21 protein-coding genes are annotated in these 20,644 nt (G+C 36.8%); 16 read left to right on the top strand and 5 right to left on the bottom strand.

Annotated elements, in window-relative coordinates; translation table 11 throughout:
- Positions 1–132: 132 nt before the first annotated feature.
- The 5 genes from ccsB (at position 133) to QWY78_RS13020 (ending at position 6,757) form a co-directional block, all read left to right on the top strand.
- Entirely contained in the window at positions 133–3,393 is a 3,261-nt protein-coding gene (gene ccsB, locus QWY78_RS13040) for a c-type cytochrome biogenesis protein CcsB (RefSeq protein ID WP_290220527.1), read from the top strand.
- 249 nt (positions 3,394–3,642) lie between these two features.
- Positions 3,643–4,560 carry a ribonuclease Z gene (locus tag QWY78_RS13035; RefSeq protein WP_290220554.1) on the top strand — a complete coding sequence of 306 codons (918 nt, stop codon included), beginning with the start codon at positions 3,643–3,645 and terminating at the stop codon, positions 4,558–4,560.
- 114 nt (positions 4,561–4,674) lie between these two features.
- Complete coding sequence (locus tag QWY78_RS13030) at positions 4,675–4,842, top strand: hypothetical protein (protein ID WP_290220525.1); 168 nt, start codon at positions 4,675–4,677, stop codon at positions 4,840–4,842.
- Between the two features lie 399 nt (positions 4,843–5,241).
- Positions 5,242–6,009: a TIGR02757 family protein gene (locus tag QWY78_RS13025; RefSeq protein WP_290220523.1), complete on the top strand. Its 768-nt coding sequence runs from the start codon at positions 5,242–5,244 to the stop codon at positions 6,007–6,009.
- A 196-nt stretch (positions 6,010–6,205) separates the two neighbouring features.
- Positions 6,206–6,757, top strand: coding sequence for a DUF1003 domain-containing protein (locus QWY78_RS13020; RefSeq protein ID WP_290220521.1), 552 nt, complete (start codon positions 6,206–6,208; stop codon positions 6,755–6,757).
- Positions 6,758–6,895: 138 nt separating this feature from the next.
- Here QWY78_RS13020 and rsmA read toward each other — a convergent pair whose 3' ends face one another.
- Entirely contained in the window at positions 6,896–7,666 is a 771-nt protein-coding gene (gene rsmA / locus QWY78_RS13015) for a 16S rRNA (adenine(1518)-N(6)/adenine(1519)-N(6))-dimethyltransferase RsmA (protein WP_290220519.1), read from the bottom strand.
- 155 nt (positions 7,667–7,821) lie between these two features.
- On the opposite strand from rsmA, the gene QWY78_RS13010 reads away from it, so the two are divergent.
- From QWY78_RS13010 to QWY78_RS12975, 8 genes are all read left to right on the top strand, one after another.
- A complete protein-coding gene (locus QWY78_RS13010) occupies positions 7,822–8,721 on the top strand; it encodes a cell division protein FtsX (RefSeq protein WP_290220517.1) in 900 nt (299 codons plus the stop codon).
- Positions 8,722–8,724: 3 nt separating this feature from the next.
- On the top strand, positions 8,725–9,027 hold the full coding sequence (locus QWY78_RS13005; protein ID WP_290220515.1) for a DUF3098 domain-containing protein: 303 nt from the start codon (positions 8,725–8,727) through the stop codon (positions 9,025–9,027).
- A 108-nt stretch (positions 9,028–9,135) separates the two neighbouring features.
- The gene (locus QWY78_RS13000) at positions 9,136–9,954 is read left to right on the top strand and encodes an undecaprenyl-diphosphate phosphatase (protein ID WP_290220512.1); all 819 of its coding nucleotides are present in this window, start codon (positions 9,136–9,138) and stop codon (positions 9,952–9,954) included.
- Positions 9,955–10,078: 124 nt separating this feature from the next.
- On the top strand, positions 10,079–10,783 hold the full coding sequence (truB, locus tag QWY78_RS12995) for a tRNA pseudouridine(55) synthase TruB (RefSeq protein ID WP_290220510.1): 705 nt from the start codon (positions 10,079–10,081) through the stop codon (positions 10,781–10,783).
- Between the two features lie 55 nt (positions 10,784–10,838).
- Positions 10,839–11,423 carry a hypothetical protein gene (locus QWY78_RS12990; protein ID WP_290220509.1) on the top strand — a complete coding sequence of 195 codons (585 nt, stop codon included), beginning with the start codon at positions 10,839–10,841 and terminating at the stop codon, positions 11,421–11,423.
- Entirely contained in the window at positions 11,410–12,132 is a 723-nt protein-coding gene (gene rluF / locus QWY78_RS12985; RefSeq protein WP_290220507.1) for a 23S rRNA pseudouridine(2604) synthase RluF, read from the top strand. Before QWY78_RS12990 ends, rluF begins: the two co-directional genes overlap by 14 nt.
- Positions 12,133–12,702: 570 nt before the next feature.
- Positions 12,703–12,843: a hypothetical protein gene (locus QWY78_RS12980; RefSeq protein WP_290220505.1), complete on the top strand. Its 141-nt coding sequence runs from the start codon at positions 12,703–12,705 to the stop codon at positions 12,841–12,843.
- 269 nt (positions 12,844–13,112) lie between these two features.
- The gene (locus QWY78_RS12975; protein ID WP_290220503.1) at positions 13,113–14,075 is read left to right on the top strand and encodes a hypothetical protein; all 963 of its coding nucleotides are present in this window, start codon (positions 13,113–13,115) and stop codon (positions 14,073–14,075) included.
- A gap of 84 nt (positions 14,076–14,159) precedes the next feature.
- Here QWY78_RS12975 and QWY78_RS12970 read toward each other — a convergent pair whose 3' ends face one another.
- Positions 14,160–14,603, bottom strand: a complete 444-nt coding sequence (locus QWY78_RS12970) for a phosphohydrolase (RefSeq protein ID WP_290220501.1) — start codon at positions 14,601–14,603, stop codon at positions 14,160–14,162.
- Positions 14,604–14,729: 126 nt separating this feature from the next.
- On the opposite strand from QWY78_RS12970, the gene QWY78_RS12965 reads away from it, so the two are divergent.
- On the top strand, positions 14,730–15,041 hold the full coding sequence (locus QWY78_RS12965; RefSeq protein ID WP_290220499.1) for a hypothetical protein: 312 nt from the start codon (positions 14,730–14,732) through the stop codon (positions 15,039–15,041).
- Between the two features lie 49 nt (positions 15,042–15,090).
- Here QWY78_RS12965 and QWY78_RS12960 read toward each other — a convergent pair whose 3' ends face one another.
- On the bottom strand, positions 15,091–16,623 hold the full coding sequence (locus QWY78_RS12960) for a SulP family inorganic anion transporter (RefSeq protein ID WP_290220497.1): 1,533 nt from the start codon (positions 16,621–16,623) through the stop codon (positions 15,091–15,093).
- Between the two features lie 343 nt (positions 16,624–16,966).
- Here QWY78_RS12960 and QWY78_RS12955 point away from each other — a divergent pair, with 343 nt between their 5' ends.
- Complete coding sequence (locus QWY78_RS12955) at positions 16,967–18,103, top strand: amidohydrolase (protein WP_290220494.1); 1,137 nt, start codon at positions 16,967–16,969, stop codon at positions 18,101–18,103.
- Positions 18,093–19,244, top strand: coding sequence for an alanine racemase (gene alr, locus QWY78_RS12950; RefSeq protein ID WP_290220492.1), 1,152 nt, complete (start codon positions 18,093–18,095; stop codon positions 19,242–19,244). Before QWY78_RS12955 ends, alr begins: the two co-directional genes overlap by 11 nt.
- Before the next feature lie 12 nt (positions 19,245–19,256).
- Here alr and QWY78_RS12945 read toward each other — a convergent pair whose 3' ends face one another.
- Positions 19,257–19,493, bottom strand: coding sequence for a 4a-hydroxytetrahydrobiopterin dehydratase (locus tag QWY78_RS12945; protein WP_290220490.1), 237 nt, complete (start codon positions 19,491–19,493; stop codon positions 19,257–19,259).
- A gap of 174 nt (positions 19,494–19,667) precedes the next feature.
- Positions 19,668–20,591 (bottom strand): YARHG domain-containing protein, encoded by a 924-nt coding sequence (locus QWY78_RS12940; protein ID WP_290220488.1) that lies wholly within the window; start codon positions 20,589–20,591, stop codon positions 19,668–19,670.
- Between the last annotated feature and the right edge of the window lie 53 nt (positions 20,592–20,644).

Here is a 20,644-nt window from a genome sequence, read left to right as displayed (position 1 = left end):
AAAAAATAAGGTACAAATTCGCTATTTCAAATTATAGATTGTATTTTTGCAAACGTTCAATTTATTCTAAATTAAAATAACTGAAATAAGATTACACTTTTTTCAGTGCTAAAGAAAAATTTTTAGATTCTCATGAAAAAAATTCAAGATATTCTTATTTCGACCAGAACGATGGCGGTCTTATTATTAGTTTACGCTGTTTCAATGGGTTATGCTACTTTTCTAGAAAACGATTACGGAACTCCTACCGCCAAAGCACTTATTTATGAAGCAAAATGGTTTGAGCTGGTCATGGTTTTATTGATGTTAAACTTCATCGGAAATATTTCACGATACCGACTTTGGCGACGAGAAAAATGGCCGGTTTTGGTCTTTCATTTATCATTTATTTTAATATTTATAGGAGGTGCAGTCACAAGATACATCAGTTTTGAAGGAATAATGCACATACGCGAAGGGGAAACTTCCAACGAAATCATCACCGACAAAAATTTCTTTAAAATCCAGATTGAAGAAAAAGGAGATATTTTGAACTATCAAGATGTTCCTTATATGATGTCGCCACTGCATAAAAACTTTAAAGCAAGTTATGAATACCACGACAAAAAAATCTCAGTAAAAGCACTGGATTATATTCAACGAAAAAAAGACAGTTTGATCGCAGATCCTGCGGGTACAGAATACCTGCATTTGGTTTCTACAGGCGATAGCGGACGAGAAAATATCTATATTAAACCAGGAGACTCTAAATTGGTAAACGGAACTTTGGTTTCTTTCAATAGAGCGATTGATGGTGCGGTGGAATTTAACAATACCAACGGAAATTTGCTCATCAAAACGCCCGTAGAATCAGAATATATGACCATGGCAACCCAAGCAAAAGGGATGACCAAGAAGGATGAATATGAACCTCTTGTATTAAGAAGTCTTTATACCATTAACAATTTGAAATTGGTTGTTCCCGAAGGTTTAATGAAAGGAAAACTAATCGCTTATGAAGGCGACCGCAAAAAAGATCAAAATGTTTCCGATAATTTAACCGTTGAAGTGCAAGGACCAAAATCTAAACTTGTGGTTGATCTTCCGGTAGAAAAAGGAAATCCTAATGCCTTTAAACAAATCGCGGTTGATGGGATGAACATTATTTTAGGATTTGGACCAAAAGTGTATACAACCCCATTTTCTTTAAAATTAGAAAAATTTGTCATGGAAACGTATCCGGGAAGTTCTTCTCCAAGTGCTTATGAAAGTCACGTTCAAATTATTGAAAATGGAAAGCAAAGACCTTATAGAATTTATATGAATCATGTTTTGAATCATGAAGGTTACCGATTCTTCCAATCTAGTTTTGATCCGGATCGCAAAGGAACAGTTCTATCGGTCAACCACGATTTCTGGGGGACATTAATCACTTATATTGGCTATTTCTTCCTTTTTGGTGGGATGTTTGTAATCTTTTTCTGGAAAGGAACGCATTTCTGGAAATTAAATCAAATGTTAAAGAACGTCAGCAAAAAGAAAATTACCACCCTTTTGTTGATTTTATTAACCTTAAACTTTAATGCTCAGAAAATTGAAACCCACGGAAATACAGATGGTTCGGGTGAAGTACATTCTGCAGATGATGGTCATGACCACGGCGCAGCAGATTTATTAGCAGCGGAACCAGCCCCTAAAAAACCAGTGGCTGCAGGTATGTTGAAATCTCCAAAACCAATTACCGCAGACGATATTATTTCTAAAAATAAAATCAATAGAGAACACGCAGAAAAATTTGCTTATCTCTTGGTGCAAAACTACGAAGGTAGAATTGTTCCGATGAATACTCAGGCTTTAGATGTTCTTAGAAAATTATATAAAAAAGATGCTTTTCGTGGAAGCGATGGTAAATTTCTAACCGCAAATCAATGGTTTTTATCCATCAACATCGATACGGCAAGTTGGACGATGGTTCCTTTAATTAATGTAGGTGCCAAAGGAGGCGATGAACTGAAGAAAAAAACCAAAGCCAACGAGGACGGCTATACGACGTTAATGTCCTTATTCCCAGCAGACGAAACGGGTGCTCTTCACTATGTCTTAGAAGAGGATTATCAAACCGCTTTCAGAAAAAAACCTGCGGAACAAACCAACTACGATAAAGAAGTAATCAAAGTAAATGACCGTGTTCAGGCATTTAATGAATTCTTTAGCGGTCAGTTTATGAGAATCGTTCCCGTGAAAAACGACCCTAATAATACCTGGCATTCGTGGTTGGATCAAAATTTTGAACCAGATACCGCTTCTCAAGAAGTGATGGGACCGTACTTCTCAGAAGTATTGGCAGCCCAAAAATCTGGCGACTGGAGCAAAGCAGATGCAGAACTGGCAAAATTAGAACTATACCAAAAAACTTGGGGCAAAAATGTAGTTCCCAGCGAATCAAAAGTAAAGCTGGAAGTACTGATGAACAAAGCAAACATTAACTTTTATTTGCTCATGTTCTACACCGTAATTGGTGGGCTATTATTGCTTTTAGGTTTCATCGAATTATTCAAACCCAATAAGATTTTAAATAAAATAATCAAAGCCTTAATCCTGCTGGGATTGGTGGGTTATTTCCTGCAATTCTTAGGCTTGGTCGGGAGATGGTATATTTCAGGCCACGCACCGTGGAGTAACGGTTATGAAGCAATTATATTTATTTCATGGGTCGGTATTTCGGCCGGACTGTTATTGTACAGAAACTCAAATGCCCTAATTCCAGCCGCTGGATTCATGGTAGCGGTAATTATGATGGGCTTTGCGCACGGTGGTTCCGCGCTTGATCCGCAAATTACACCACTAGTTCCAGTGTTGAAATCATACTGGCTCATCATCCACGTGGCGATTATTACCGCCAGTTACGGCTTCTTTGGACTCTCCATGGTGATCGCAATTATTGTGCTTTTCTTCTACATTTTCTCAAATAAGAAAATTTTCAAAATACACAACGATAAAACCATTAAAGAATTAACCATCGTTTCAGAAATGTCTTTAACCATCGGATTGTACGCCCTAACGGTCGGCACTTTCCTGGGTGGGATTTGGGCCAATGAATCGTGGGGGAGATACTGGAGCTGGGATCCAAAAGAAACCTGGGCTTTCATTTCTGTGATGATTTACGCCTTTGTTTTGCACATGAGATTGGTGCCAGGTTTAAGAGGAAGATGGGCTTTCCACGTCGCTTCTTTATTTGCCATCAGCACCATTGTGATGACTTATTTTGGCGTAAATTACTACCTAAGCGGTCTTCATTCATACGCGGCTGGTGATCCAGTGCCAGTTCCGATTTGGGTCTATCTGGGCATTGCCTTTATGTTTGCCCTCGCAATTGCTTCTTATATTAGATTCAAAAAATTAAATACCAAATAATTAAAATCATAAATCCCCAAACCTGTTTTGGGATTTTTTTTTTTGGAGCTTCACGATTTTTGCTTTTTACAAAACCCGTCCAGCTCTCCGCTCTATCTCTGCCTTTTTAAAAAAAAGGCAGAGGATGCCGCTGCGATCTGGGCTAGAATCATGACTCTTTTTCTTTTCAAAATCCCCAAAAAATCAGTAAATTTGCAAGAATTTAAAAACACCCAACACCTAACCTCTCACACCAAACATCCAACACTTTTGAGCGCACACCTAACTATTCTCGGCTTCAACTCTGCGATTCCGACCGTGAATTCCTCACCAACCTCGCAATTCTTAGAAATGGATGAGCGCTGTTTTCTTATTGATTGTGGTGAGGGAACACAAGTTCAGTTGAGAAAAGCAAAAGCACGGTTTTCAAAAATAAACCATATTTTTATTTCCCACCTTCATGGTGATCATTTTTTCGGATTGCCCGGCTTGATCGCTTCTTTTCGACTGTTGGGGCGGGAAACCCCTTTGCATGTTTATGGCCCAAAAGGAATCAAAGAATTATTAGAAACGATTTTTAGACTGACTGAAACCCATCAAGGTTTCGAGGTGATTTACCATGAATTGCAAAGTAAAAAATCAGAGAAAATATACGAAGACCATAAATTAGAAGTATTCACCATTCCCTTAAATCACCGCATCTATTGTAATGGCTATTTGTTCCGCGAAAAACCCAAAGAAAGACACCTCAATATGCAGGAGGTTTCTAAATATCCTGAAATAGAAACCTGCGATTACCAAAATATTAAAAATGGCAAAGATTTCATTTTAAGTGATGGTTACGTTTTGAAAAATGAAGTGTTGACCACCGAACCAAGCAAATCTATATCTTATGCTTTTTGCAGCGATACCCGATATTCCGAATCGATTTTGCCCCTAATCAGTGGAGTAGATCTTTTGTATCATGAAGCCACATTTTTACACGACTTAAAAGAAATGGCCGACTACACCGGACATACCACGGCTTTAGAAGCTGCCAGAATAGCCAGAAAAGCAAATGTTGGTAAACTTATTTTAGGACATTTCTCCAACCGTTATCACGATCTAACTGTTTTCCTGGATGAGGCCCGCGAAGTTTTTCCAAATACCGAGCTACCCAAAGCCTTAGTTCCAGTGGAGATTGGCTGAGAGTTTTATGCAGGAATTTACGTACAAGGTGTTTTTTGTAAGTCTTGATTTTTTCGTTTAATTCTAAGATGATATTGAAAACACAATGTTTAAATCAAATTGATTAATTTTGTAATGATGAGTACAGCAGAATTAAAATTAGACTTAATAACTCAAATTACGCAAATAACTGATAAAGTCAAACGTAATGAATTGATGCCACTACTTAAATTTCAGACCGAAGAATCTATGTATAACACTTCACACGAAGATAAAAACGAAATTTCTGAAGCGCGTATATAAATCGCAGAAGGAAAAGTCTTCACCACCAAAGAGGTGCAAAAAGAGTTTAAGGAATGATTAGAACAGTAATTTGATCTGAAAAAAACCGAGAAAGAATTAATTGAAATTCTTAAATATTGGAATAATCGAAAGTAATGAAAATCATTCAGTTTAAGATTAAATAGTTTAATTGAAGAGCAATTGTATGTGATTGCTGAATTTGCTAAAATAGCGAGGGCAAGCGATATTTCAAATGTTAACGTGAAGGTTGTTCATAAATACTTACTTTATTATGAAATAGACGACGGCGTCTTGTACGTATTAACATTTCGACCCGGCAGCAAAAATCCAAAAAACATTAAAGATTAGATAAGATTTTATTGTCAAATCATTTATAAGCCCATTCACTTAATCCAACCGATGAACTTTCAAGAACTAAAAGATTTCCTCGACGAAAAAGCCAATCTATACAATCACATTGACTTCATCGAAAATGATCCTATTCAGATTCCGCATCGTTTTTCCTTACTACAGGATATTGAAATTGCCGGCTTTTTAACCGCAACCATTTCTTGGGGAACCCGAAAATCAATCATCAGCGATGCCGAAAAAATCCTGTCTTGGATGGGAAATGCACCCTACGATTTCGTGCTGAATTTTCAGGACAGCGACATGGATTTCTTTAACCACAATGCGGTGCATCGAACTTTTAATAAAGAAGATCTGCAGTATTTCATGCGAAACTTAAATCGATTGTACAAAGAAAACAATTCACTGGAAAATCTCTTTTTAGTAAAAGAAGATGAAACCAATTTTTACCACAGTCTGCATCGTTTCCGAACAGAATTCTTTAAAGAAAACCCAATGCATCGAAGCACGAAACATGTGAGTTCAACCTACAAAAATTCCTCCGCAAAACGCTTAATCATGTTTCTCCGCTGGATGGTTCGCCAGGATCGGAAAGGAGTAGATTTCGGAATTTGGAAAAACATCAATCAGAAAAACTTATCAATTCCGTTAGATGTTCACACCGGAAATATTTCCCGTAAACTCAATATCATTCAAAGAAAACAAAACGACTGGAAAACAGTCGAAGAAATGGATCTGGTTTTAAGAAAATTCGATGATAAAGATCCTGCGAAGTACGATTTTGCGCTTTTTGGTTTAGGAATTGCTAAGGAGATTTAGGACTTATAAACCAAGTTACAAAAGTTAAGTTCACTAAAAGTCATTCAATTTTAAGCAGTGTTAACAAAGTTTGTAAAAATCTGTAGATTTTCTATTTTGTGAACTTTTAATTTTAGGTAATTTGCACTCCATAAACTTTTGCGACTTTTGTCGTTTAAACAGTGAGGTGGTAATTTATTAATTTGACGTGAAGAATATGAAAAACAGAGAAGAAAAAACCAAAGAAAAAATTGAATTTCTAGTTCGCGTGACGGACGGTGTGATGTGGTGGATTGGTTCTATACCATCTTTAATTGCACATTCCCTAATTTTCTTATCGGCATTTTTACTTCCCTTATTTGGCTGGGTTGAATTTGATAAAATGTTACTGGTGCTGACTACAGTACTGTCCTTGGAAGCGATTTATCTGGCTATTTTTATTCAGATGTCGGTGAACAGAAGCCAGGAGCATATCGAAGATTTGAAAGAAGATGTAAACGAGATCCAAGAAGACATTGAAGATATCCAAGAAGATATTGAAGAAATTAGCGAGGATATTGATGATATCCAAGAAGATATTGAAGATATTGCCGAAGATGAAGATGATGAGGATCACAACGAACGCGCTAGAAAAGTGATGTTGAAAAGCAATGTTTCATCCAATAAAAGCGATATCAAAGCAATGAGAGAAGTGATTGCCAATCTGCAAAAACGCTTGGAAGATTTGAAAAGTGAAGAAGAAAAGACTAACCTTCCTTCAGAAAAATAGATTTTGAACTTTTGCTTTTTCGTGCTTTTAAAAAACTTTTCGCCACTCGGCAGACAGGTTGGTGATTTAAATTTAAATAGACAGTTTCAACAAGACAAAAAAACCATTTCAAATCAGCTGAAATGGTTTTTTGGTTTTTTAGGAATGAGCTTTCCAAAGTTGTGTAAATGAAATAAAGTCTGCAACAGATAGTTCCTCCGCTCGTTTATCCATAAATTCATGCGTTTTTAATTCCTCCGGAATCTCCAATGCTTTCAAAGAATTCGATAGTTTTTTTCGCCGCTGACCAAAGCCGGCTTTTACAATTTTCTTAAATAAAACCTCATTTCCGGTTAAACCTTCTTTTGGATTTCGGGTCAAACGAATCACACCTGATTTTACTTTTGGCGGCGGATTAAACACATTCTCATGTACGGTGAACAAATACTTTACGTCATACAGCGCTTGCACCAAAACCGACAGAATTCCATAGTCTTTCGTTCTCGGCACCGCTGCTGTTCGTTCAGCAACTTCCTTCTGAAACATGCCAACCATTTCTGGAATGCGGTCGTAATAATCAATAATTTTAAATAAAATCTGAGACGAAATATTATAAGGAAAATTCCCAATCACAGAGACCTGTCCCTCAAAAGATTCCGCAATATTTAATTTAAGAAAATCACCAATAAAATGATGTTCCTCTAGTTTTGGGTAATGTGCTTTTAGATATTCAATAGATTCTTTGTCAATTTCTGCCACAAAAATTTCGGCATCTTTTTCTAAAAGATATTTGGTGAGTACACCCATTCCAGGGCCAATTTCTAACACCTGATTTTGGTGCTCATAACTCAGTCCATCTACAATATTTTTAGCAATATTTTCATCCATCAAAAAATGTTGACCGAGATGTTTTTTGGCTCTTACGCTCATTCAGAAATATAATTTTAGGGTTGCGAAATGAAGACTAAAAACCCATTTTCCAAGGGAGCACTTCATTTCTTTTATGTTTTTTTTAACAGCGATTTTCTGCGTTTGTCCGCAAATTACGGAAGTTTTTTTCTATTTTAGCAGAAATTTTTTATTTAATGGCTAAGACAGTTGAAGATTTTAACAAAAGGCGACTTCGTTCCAGCAATATCACCGTAGTGATAAGTATTGCATTGGTGTTATTTTTATTGGGATTAATGGGTTTGATTTTGATCAATGCTCAAAAATATTCAGATTATATCAAAGAGCAATTGGTTGTGAATGCGTATTTTGATGAAAATTACGATGCAAAAGATTCGGTGAAAATTGCAAAAATGGAAGCAGAAACTTTTAAGAAAATTCAGGCATTAGGACCCGTAAAAAAAGCAACCTATATTTCCCGTGAAATGGCGGCAGAAGAAGCCAAGAAAAGTATGGGAATTGAAAGCAGTGCCTTGTTCGATGAAAATATTTTTCCTTCTTCCATAGAAGTTGCGCTAAAACCAGAATTCGTAGATCCTACAAAAATAGAGCAAACCATTAAGCAGATTGAGTCGACCCCCGGAATTATCGATGTGAAAAATAACAGCACGCTGATGGTAGAAGTTTATAACAATCTGAACAATATCCTCAAATGGATTTTAGGATTTTCATTATTGTTTTTAATTTTAGCAATTGTATTAATCAACAACTCCATTCGTTTGAAAATATTCTCTAAAAGATTCATTATTAAAACCATGCAGCTCGTAGGTGCCAAACGCCGTTTTATCTTGAAACCATTTATCAAAGAAGCCATTATTTTAGGCGTAATCGGTGCAGTGATTGGGTTAACAGTGTTGTTTGCAGGTTGGTATTACTTCATTACCCAAATCGGAACACCATTTGCCCAAGACAATAACCAATTGATTATTTTAGTCGTAGGTATTTTCCTATTGGGCGTTTTTATTACTGTTTTCTCGACCATTTTCGCAACATGGCGTTTCTTACGATCCAATGTTGATGATCTATATTATTCTTAAAAAATGAGCAAAAAAAATAAAAAATTCTCGGCCGATTCCATTGGTAAAAGCACCGAAGTTTCAGAACATAATCCCTTCTATTTTGGTAAAGAAAATTATAGACTGATGCTGATTGGCTTAGCTTTAATCATTATCGGATTTCTTCTCATGATGGGCGCAGATGCCAATACCGTTGATGGAAAATACGACCCAAATCTTTGGAATGAAGGAATTTTCTCCATCCGCAGAATTCGGATTGCACCCATGTTGGTCATCGCTGGTTTTGCCATAGAAGTGTATGCGATTCTGAAAAGAAAGAAAAATTAAGTAATTTTTAGACGATTCCACTTTGTCAAAGTTTAAATCTTTGACAAAGTTTTTTTAATAATCTGGTTACTCTACGCCAGTCCAAAGGTTTTTTTAATATCAATTTAAATGGATTTATTCAAAGCAATTATTATTGCAATTATTGAGGGTCTTACCGAATTCCTCCCTGTTTCATCTACGGCGCATATGGGATTCGCCGCCTCCTTAATGGGCATGGAAGAAACCGAATTTCTTAAAATGTTCCAGGTTTCCATTCAGTTTGGAGCCATTTTGGCCGTCGTCTTTGCCTATTGGAAAAAATTTTTCGATTTTCAGAATCTGCAATTTTATTACAAATTAGCCTTCGCAGTAGTCCCTGCCTTGATTTTAGGCTATATCTTTGATGATCGTATCGAGGCGATTCTAGGTAACCAAATTGCAATCTCAGTCGTTTTAGTGCTGGGTGGAGTCGTGTTACTCTTCTCTGACTCTTGGTTTAAAAACCCCACAATTCAGGATGAAAAAGACATGTCTATTAAAAAAGCCGTGATCATTGGGTTTTGGCAATGCCTCGCCATGATGCCCGGCACGAGTAGAAGTGCAGCTTCCATCATCGGGGGAATGACCCAGGGATTAACCAGAAAAGCAGCCGCAGAATTTTCATTCTTCTTGGCGGTTCCCACCATGTTAGCCGTGACCGTTTATTCTATTTTTGTAAAAACCTGGGGCAAAGAAACAGCCACTCCAATGAAAGGATATGAAATGATTTTGTCGTCTTCAGATCATATCATTGCTTTTGTAGTAGGGAATGTCGTCGCGTTTATCGTCGCTTTAATCGCCATAAAATCGTTCATCGGCTTGCTCAATAAATATGGATTCAAACCTTGGGGTTGGTACCGGATTATCGTGGGAATCGTGTTGTTGATCTATTTTACGCAGTTTCAATAATTTATTTTGGGCAGCTTTTTCCGCCCTCCGTTCCCGCTTTTTCGCCTTCACTTCGTTGCGGCAAAAAGAGCTCCACTCAGGTCTGGCTGCAAACCAGAACCTCTTACCCAATTAGTTTTTAAAAATGACAGACGAAGATTTACTTTCCGGCCAAATCATTCTCCTCGACAAACCTTTGGATTGGACGAGTTTTCAAGCGGTGAACAAACTTAAATTCAAACTTAAAAAAGAATTTAATCTTCCGAAAAAATTTAAAATCGGGCACGCAGGAACTTTAGATCCGCGAGCAACTGGCTTACTCATTATCTGTACCGGAAAGTTCACCAAGATCATTCCTGAAATTCAGGATGCTCCAAAAGAATATTTCACCGAAATAAAACTCGGCGTGCAAACAGAATCGTACGACACCGAAAAACCCGAAATGCATCCGCAGGATATTTCGCACCTTTCCGAAGAGCAAATCAAGGAAACTTTAAAAAAATTCTTGGGCGAAATTGACCAGAAACCTCCTGTTTTTTCCGCCATTAAGATTGAAGGAAACCGTGCTTACGACTTAGCCAGAAAAGGGAAAGAGGTCGAAATGAAATCCAGAAAAACAACCATTAATTATATTGAAGATATAGAGATTGAATTGCCGTTCGTACGCTTTACGGTCGGTTGCTCCAAAGGAACCTATATTCGCAGTTTGGCGCATGATATTGGTCAAGATTTAGGAGTGGGAGCGTATTTAACCAATCTTCGGCGTACTAAAATTGGAGATTATACCCTTGAAAATGCAAGTGCAGAATATCTGGAAAATGACTATCGTTTTGAAAATTTTAATAAATAAGTAGGAAAAAGTGCAATATTCAGCGTATTTAAGTGTACAATATAGATTTCGATCGATGAAAAAAATTATTTTACTAGTTTTATTGTTTTCTATTTTTGGATTTGGCCAAACTAAATCAGAAAAAAAACCAATTCAAGGTTTTTATTTTAGCCCAGAACTAAGTGCTGGATTTAATTTATCAAATATCATTCAGAGTAATCGAGATCAAAAAAACGATCCAAACAATCAGTATACAACCTATCCAAACGATTTTTCTTACGGTACTTCAGCCGTGGTAGGATTTAATTTCATTCCTAATTTGTCTTTGGGTAGTGGATTAAAATATACCTTTACTTCAGATAATTTTCATATTTTGTATGGAATTATACAACCCAGAATCCTGTTGAATGTTGATGATGGTGAACCTGTTTTTATTGATTTAACCTATGGATTTCAACTGAATAAATCGGTGGTTGACAATGCGGATTTGTTTGGAATAAAAGTAGGCAAATTGGTTTCTCATAGCAAACGTTTAAGCCAGCAAGGCGGCTTATATTTTGAAGGTCAACAGTTAGGAAATACAGGAGTTACTTTTGTGGGTCTATTTTACGGACTTACGATCTTCAGTAACAAAAACTATAATGAATATGGAAAAGACTAGAATAAATAAATATCTGTCAGAAGTTGGGTTCTGCTCTCGTAGAGAAGCGGATCGACTGTTGGAACAGGGCAGAATTACCATCAATGGAGTAGTACCGGAAATGGGCACCAAAGTTTCTGACGACGATGAAATTTTTGTGGATGGAGTCACCATTAGAAAAACCGACGAAGAGCCAGTGTATATCGCCTTGAATAAACCGGTCGGAATTGTTTGTACCACTGATACCAAAAGAGAGCGAGATAATATCATCGAATTTGTTAACCACCCGAAAAGAATTTTCCCGATTGGGCGTTTAGATAAACCAAGTGAAGGTTTGATTCTTTTGACCAATGATGGTGATATTGTGAATAAAATTCTACGCTCCCGAAACAACCACGGAAAAGAATATATCGTGCGCGTGGACAAGCCTATTACACCCAAATTCTTACAGCAAATGCGCGGCGGAATCCCAATCTTGGATACGGTGACCAATAAGTGTGAAGTGGAGCAAATTGATAATCTATCATTTCGAATCGTATTAACACAAGGTCTTAACCGCCAAATTCGCCGGATGTGTGAGTATTGCGGGTACGAAGTTAAAAAACTGAAAAGAATCCGGGTATTAAATATAAAACTTGATCTTCCAATCGGCAAATGGCGGGATTTATCGGCGGCAGAAGTGAGCGAATTAAAAGCCTTGGTAGCAGAATCTACCAAAACGATAACCTAAATTTTCAATCTTATTTCGGATTCATTAGCGCTGGAAAATCTACGAAATTAAAATCTATAAAACTTTTAATCAGATACAATATCACTACTTTTTTAAAAATTACAGAGACACTTAAATTAAATTTTGGTGTCTTTTTTTGGAATAAAAGCGCTGACTACTCTTTACAAATTACTTGTAAATCACAATCACTGTGACCATCATCAAATCCAGCTTCAAAATTGTAATTAATAATTATTTTTCTGTAATAATCAGTTATTGAAAAATTAATTACTGCTATACATAATGAATCGTAGTATATTATTTGTTTCCGAAAATTCTTAATTGTAACTTTAATAAAAGGAATAGATAAAGACACAACCCGTACTTGTTAATATTTTTCTATTTGCTTCTAATCAAAACTATATATCGCATTTTTCTGTAGGTGTAAATGAGAAGTAAGTTAAGACCTACATCATGTTTCAAATTGATAAAAGTTTTTTACTGCAAATCTGTATTGGTCAATGTACCTTCCCTTGTGTCAATCTACCGGTGTTTAATAATTAATTGAAAGAACCTTTAATACTACAAATTATGAAAACAACAATCAAAACAACCCTGCTAACGATTGCTATGATGCTTACTTTTGGCACCGTACAAGCCCAAATTGACTTAAACAAAATCGGTGACAAAGTAAAAGGAAAAGTTGAAACTAAATTAGTAACAAAATTTTAACTAAGAAAGACGAGATCAAAACTGAGAATATTAATAAAGCAAAAGAAGCCATTCCGAAACCTGATCTGGCAAAACCGCTCGGCAAAGGTGGAGCCTACAACTATAAAAAGAAATATAAGCCCAGTGTCAAAGCGCTCGCTGCCGATCCAAAAGCTTCTGACCAAACCGTAGAAGCGAAGTATAATAAATCTGTTGCTGAAATACACGCCGCTTACGAGCAATTTGATCCAGAAGCATTTCCTTATCAACCTTATTATAAATACAAAGAGTTGTGGTATTTGCACGATGAAGAATCAGAGAAGTTCCGGAATGAACAATTTACTTTAGCAGTAGTAAATATTTCCAAACAACCTTCCGGAGTTGAGTATATTTTTCCTTACACGGCGGTAGAATCTCCAACTGGGGAGAAAGTAGTCGTTACAAACGATGAATTCTTTAGAAATGCGTGGACTGCTCTATATATTGCCGATCCGCAAAGTGCTTTGGCATTTCATAAATATGTACAAGTAGTGATGTTTGAGAACCGTAAGTTTGAAATCAAATACGCCTATAAATTGTCTGACAAACAGAAAGGAATTGTTGATGCCAAAACGGGAACTTTACTTTTTGCTCCTTCAGAAGACCTTTATGTACATGCTCAAGAGCTAAGAAAAGAACAAGCCCTAACTTTAGCCCGAACTGCAATGCCCATCGACTATCTTCGTTATTATGTAACTGAACTATTTGTTCAGTATGAGACAGAAACTAATCCAATAGTTAAATATATCGTATGTTTTAAAATTGATGGTATCATGGAGAATATCTTTAGAAAACATAAAGATTATAAATCTTCTGATGTGGTAAATCGTAAAATTGAAGCCTCTTATACCGTTCTAAAAGACCAAATATTTGATGTTGAAACCAATGTACGCGCCCACTTTGCTCCAACGGTTGAAATGCCAAAAGGAGTTAAGATCGATGCAGCTACGGCCGCAAAAGTGAATAGTCTAGCGAAAGAAAGACTTGGAGATGAATATGTGAAAACGATATTTTTAGGCAATAAATGGTCTGAATTTAAAGAAAATAAATATCCTTATCGTGTGATGCATTTAAGTATCCCAGTGGCCATTATCGTTAAAAGAGGGGATAAGTATTTGATCAATTACTACGACATCGCTAAAAGTCCACATGGAGGCGATTGGAATATGATGGTGAAAATGGGTGCAGGATTTCAGCCGGTAAATTACAAATAGTCAACATCAATACTAAACGTCTTAAAATAAAACCGTCTCCTGATCGAGGCGGTTTTTCAGTCTACCGTTTGTACGTGGGCATCATTAATACTTTTCTTTTAAATAAAGATAAGCGGTCAGATATTTATTCAGTCTTTTCATATCCCGGTCGGTCAATGTGTGCGTAAATCGTGTTAAATTCATATTATCTTCTAAATCATTTATTTTGACTGAAACCGCCAGCGCTGATTGTTCAGTTTGGCGAATAAATTCGGTATAATCCATATCATCTGCCGTTTTTGTTATACATTTAATGGCAAAAATCACTTCTTCAGAAAAGCCTTCTTCTTTTAAAGTTTCTTCGGTTATTTCTGGACAATCTTCGAGTATATCATGCAACACGCCCACCATTTTTTCATCGTAGGTTTTCCCTGCGTTCATCACGCGCATGACATGACCGATATACGGTGTTCCAAACTTATCGGTCTGTCCTTTATGTGCTTTCTGGGCAAGTTTTATGGCTTTGTTAAGCATTTCTTCTTTCGTCATTTGATTTAATTATAGATGCAATATACAAGAATTTTCAATATTAATTATTCAGAAATAAACGGACTAAAACCATTAAAATGCGCATTCAATCTATTTTTGTAATTTTACAATGGCAATTTTAGTATTATGAATTTATCTCCAGAAGGACAAAAACTCTTTAGCAAACTTATTTCCGAAATGTTGGAAGATGGCTTTGTGAAAATTAGTGATTATACTTTTTATAAGAAAGTAGGCAATATATCGGTGGAGCTGGGAGATAAAACGCTTAATCTTTTGCACCAAGGAAAATGCTATGGCATAATCCCAGAGCGTGAATTTCTAAAACTGGCCAATGGTTTTGAGCCGATTCTTATTCAGTTGAAATGCCTGCTCGCATTTTCTATGCGCCAAGATATGAATCGCGTCGCCCATTTTTTATCGACCTATTTCTGGAATTAACCCTTAGAATAATTCACTTTTAAATTTATAATTCTCGGGGCACCCTCTATTAATCAATTGCGACTAAATATTCGGGATCTTTGATGATGTTGACTTCTATTACCGCTTCTGCTTTGTTTAAAAGGCGCACACAGTCGGCACTTAGATTCTGAAGGTGAACGGTTTTTCCAGCGTCGCTGTATTTTTTGGTGATGGTATTTAGAACATCAATTGCAGACATATCTGAGACCCGGGATTCTTTAAAATTAATAATAATTTGCTTGGGGTCTTCATCAATCTTAAATTTTTCTGAGAAAGCCATTACAGATCCAAAAAAAAGCGGCCCGTAAATATCGTAATGTTTTATTCCTGCTGCATCGATATACGTTCTGGCGCGGATTCTTTTAGCACTTTCCCAGGCAAACACCAAGGCCGAAATAATAACACCAATCAACACCGCCAGCGCAAGATTATGAAGCAAAACCGTAATGGCAGCGGTAAGAATAAGAACGAAAATGTCATGTCGTGGCATCTTTCTTACAATCCGAAAACTTGCCCATTCAAAAGTGCCCAGTGCGACCATAATCATTACGCCAACTAAAGCTGCCATGGGCAACTGACCAATAATTGGTGCCCCGAATAGAATAATAAGTAAAATCGTAATTGCAGCGATAATTCCAGAAAGCCTTGCACGTGAACCGGCAGAAAGATTCACCAAAGTTTGCGCAATCATCGGGCAACCACCCATCCCGAAAAAGAAACCATTTGCGATATTCGAGGTTCCCTGAGCGATACATTCACGATTTCCGTTTCCTTTGGTACCGGTCATTTCATCTACTAAATTCAGAGTTAAAAGTCCCTCTGTTAAGCCAACCGCTGCAAAAATTAACGAGTACGGTAGAATTGTTTTGAAAGCCTCCAGCGTAAATGGGATATTGGGAATATGAAATGGAGGAAAACCACCTTCGATGGAAGCAATATCCTGAACTGTTTTGGTATTGATTCCCAAAACGACCACCAGCGCAAAAACCACCATAATTGCAACCAAAGAGGCAGGAATTTTTTTAGTTATTTTTGGAAATAATACCACGATAGCAATGGTTAACGCAACCAATCCGATCATAATCATTAAGGGTTCCCCTTGAAGCCAAGTGAGTTGACCATTCGTAAGTACTTTAAACTGATCGAGCTGCGACATGAAAATAATGATCGATAAACCATTGACAAAACCGTACATCACAGGTTGTGGAACTAATCGAATAAATTTGCTGAATTTAAATAAGCCAATTAAAATTTGAATCACCCCGGCGAGCGCTACTGCTGCAAAAACATATTCCAGTCCATCAGATCGCATCAGTGCAATTAAAACGATTACCGTTGCACCCGCGCCACCAGAAACCATGCCCGGTCTTCCGCCGAAAATAGCAGTGATTAAGCCCGCAATAAACGCAGCATATAAACCGACCAACGGCGGAAATCCCGCCAAAATAGCAAATGACAACGATTCTGGAATCATGGTCATAGCAACAGTCAAACCGGCTAATATTTCATTTCTATAGTTTACTTTCTGGTTGAAGTCGAATAAGTTGAGGACTAATTTCATATGGTTTTCAACGGAATCGTTGTCTTAATTTTTCAATACTTTCGAATAAAGTTTTTTAAAGAGTGCAAAAATAGAAAAATAAAAAAGAGCAGTGAAAAAACATCGAAGTAGGGTTTTATTAATGTTGATATTGTACGTTTTCTTCATTAATTTTAAAGCTGAAATTAAGTTAATGTAAAGAATTACTTCCTCATTTTTTGTAATGATAATGGATGTAATTTCAATACCTAAAAAGTTAAAGTTTAATTAAAACGAACTGATCGTAAGGAACATTTCTATTATTTTTCGTACTTTATAACCATTAAGATTAATGATCGACTTAAATTTTAAACCAAACAGACGAATGAACAATATTCACGCGCTCCGAAAATACCTTCATCAAAATCCTGAACTTTCCGGTCAGGAATTTGAAACCTCAAAAACAATTGCAACTTTTTTACAACAATATCAACCCGATGAATTATTGGAAGGTTTGGGTAACGGCACTGGTGTTATTGCGGTTTATGAACCCTCAGAAGAAGTAAAAAAAAGCATTATGTTTCGCTGTGAATTGGATGCACTACCAATTCAGGAAGTCAATGAGTTCGCGCATCAATCCAAATTTAAAAAGATTTCACATAAATGCGGTCACGATGGTCACATGGCTGTCATGTGCGCTTTCGCAAAAAAATTAGCAGAAAATAAAATGCAGCATACGAAAGTGATTTTACTTTTTCAGCCGGCAGAAGAAAATGGCGAAGGTGCCGTTGCTATTTACAATGACACGCGTTTTAAAACCTTAAATCCCGATAGAGTTTTTGCCCTGCACAACCTTCCAGGTTATGATTTTCACGATATCGTGGTAAAAAATCACACCTTCACTTGTGCGGTAAATTCAATCATCATCAAACTTCACGGCAAAACCGCGCATGCGGGAGAACCAGAAAATGGGGATAATCCCGCGCTTGCATTTGCTGAAATCATCAAGGAATATGATCAAAAAAATCAACCTGATGCAAAGAAAGAGAAGTTCACCGTGTTGACTCCGATTTACCTAACAATGGGCACCGAAGATTATGGAATATCCGCAGGCTACGGTGAAGTTCACTACACGTTCAGACGGGCGTTAAATGTTGAAATGAAAGCGCTGGAAGAAGAGTTGGAACAGATCGCCATAGCCTCAGCAAAAAAATACAATTTACAACCAGAAATTTTCTGGACACAGCGGTTTAGCGCCAATGAAAACAATCCCCAAGCGGTAGATATTGTTCGGCAAGCAGCACGAGATTCTCACTTTAATTTAATAGAAAGAGAAACACCGTTTCAATGGGGCGAAGATTTTGGCATTTTTACGGAAAATTTTGCAGGAGCGATGTTTGGTTTGGGAAGTGGAAAAAAAACTCCAAATCTTCATAATCCCGATTATGATTGGCCCGATGAAATTACAGAAACTGGTGCCCAAATATTTTTTAAAATAAGCGAGTTAATAGATGCACAATAATTCTTACCTGGAGCTTGATCCAAAAGCATACAAAACCAATATTAATTTTCTAAGGAAACATTTCCGCAAAGAAGTCCTTTTTTCGTCAGTAGTAAAAGGAAACGCGTATGGACATTCGATTGAAACTTTTGTAGAGATCGCTTTGGCAGAGAATGTTCATCACTTTTCGGTGTTCGACAGTCAGGAAGCACGCAGAGTAAAAGCAGTCGTTGGCGATAAAGCTACGGTGATGATTATGGGTTGGCTTAATGCAGATGAAGATCTTCCATGGATTATAGAGAACGGGGTCGAGTTTTTTGTATTTGAAAAAAATCGACTGATCTCCGCTTTGGCGGTGGCTAAAAATCTGGCTAAAAAGGCCATCGTTCATATTGAAGTGGAAACCGGAATGAACCGCACCGGCTTCAATTCGATTGACCTGAAGTGGGTTCAGGATTTTCTGAAAAAGCATTCGGATTTTATTCAATTTAAAGGACTTTGTACCCATTTTGCTGGCGCAGAAAGTATCGCAAATTATTTTCGGATTAAAAAGCAAATCGACCGTTATGATGAAATCTACCAGCAATTTTGTGCTAAAAATTTAAAACCGCAGCAAAGACATTCTGCCTGTTCCGCTGCAGCAATGATGTATCCGGAAACGCAAATGGATATGGTTAGAATTGGCATCATGCAATACGGGTTTTGGCCAAGTCCGGAAGTTTTGGTTAATTTCTATAACACCAAAAGGAAGAATGAGAACCCTCTAAAACGAGTCATCAGTTGGAAAAGTTCCGTCATGAGTGTTAAGAAAGTGAAGCGGGGCGAATTTGTAGGCTACGGTACAAGTTTTATGGCAGATGCCCAAATGAAAATCGCCTGTGTTCCCGTAGGGTATGCGCATGGTTACGGCCGCAGTTTAAGCAATGTCGGCAGGGTTTTAATTAATGGCGAGCGCTGTGTCGTGATCGGAAGTATTAATATGAATATGATGGTCATCGATGTAACGCTTTTAGACCAAATCAAACGCGGGGACGAAGTGGTTTTAATTGGCGATCAGGCAGAAAAGCAACTCTCGGTTTCCTCGTTTAGCGACTACAGCAATCTTTTAAATTATGAATTACTGACACGGCTTTCCGCAGATATTCCGAGAATTATAAAATAGGGACTTGTACTTTTACGCTCTGATTTTATCAATCGCTTTGGCCAGTTGATGATCTTTTTCTGTTATTTGACTACCCGCGTCATGCGTACACAAACTAATCGTAACTTTATTATAAGAATTTGACCAGTCGGGATGGTGTTGTTGACTTTCTGCAATAAAAGCCACTCTAGTTATAAAGGCAAATGCCTCGGGAAAATCTTTAAACTTAAAAGTCTGCTGTAGCTTTCCATCAATTTCTTTCCACATCATGTTGAATTTTTTAGAATTAATATAATCGAGTGTTTTTCACAACAAATATGCTTCCACGTTGAAATAATGGAGATTTTCAAAACCAATTGGTCCTCTTGTGAACCAATTGAGGCGCCGTTTAAATAACTGGTGGGTTAAATAGTTGCTGCTAGTTAAATATCGCCGGTCTCTAAATTATCTTCCAAAAGAATCATATTTATCTTCGGCATATTTGGTAAAACGGTTCAGCAAAGCCACATTTTCCTTTTCTAAATGAGAAAGGTCTGCATCCACATTATTGGAAACCGGAATATACCAATCCGTTTGCTCAAAGAAAAATCGATAGGTTTCTTTTTTAAAGGAGTAGCCGTGTCTTGCGAAAACAGAATTTTTGATGATTTCTAAATCTAATTTTCTTAAATTTTTCAAATCTTTTTCCGTTAATTTTTGTTTTGATGCGTTTATTTTGAAAACGGCATCAGAAGCAATTCTATTTTTGGACGTTGTGTAAGTTTCGGTTTTCCCGGTTTCTTCGTCGGTGTATTTTTCTTTAAATTCTTTCGGATTGGACCAATCGATCAAATTAGAATCTTCATCAATCATAAAATTTGGATTGTAAACGAATTCTTTTTTGATCAATTTTAATGTTTTTTTCGGTGCTTTTACTGCAGATTTGTTGAAGGCAGTCCATTTTCCTGTTAAACTGTCGGATTTTAATTTAACTTCAAATCTTCCATCGGTTTTATCATCTCCAGGTTCATCTAGAATGAAAAGTTTAGAATCATCATTAAAAGTTCCTCGAAACGGACGTTGATTTCCGTTCACAATACTTTGTCCATAAACACTATCATTGGTAATTCTGTTGATTTTAAGAGATAGCCGTTTGGAAACATTTTCCTCGTACATTTGGTCATCCATATCATCTTTTACCATTTGCAAACCCGCGAATTCTCCGGTGTAAATCCCATAATATTCGGTGTGAATTTCTGGAATTACCGCAGAATCTTTTTCAACAATCATAGAATCTTTGGAAGAATTTCCATCAACTGTTTCACCTTTGGTGCAATTCGTGAGAGAAAGTGCAAATGCCGCAATTGCGATTAATTTTAAAGTTTTCATATTTGTGTTTTTATTGTTTTAATGGTCATTTTGAATAGGTTAATTTTAAATAA

Source organism: Kaistella yonginensis, from assembly GCF_030409525.1.
GTDB lineage: Bacteria > Bacteroidota > Bacteroidia > Flavobacteriales > Weeksellaceae > Kaistella > Kaistella yonginensis.
The sequence above is the reverse complement of the archived record's forward strand: the minus strand, read 5'-3'. Positions and strand labels throughout refer to the sequence as shown.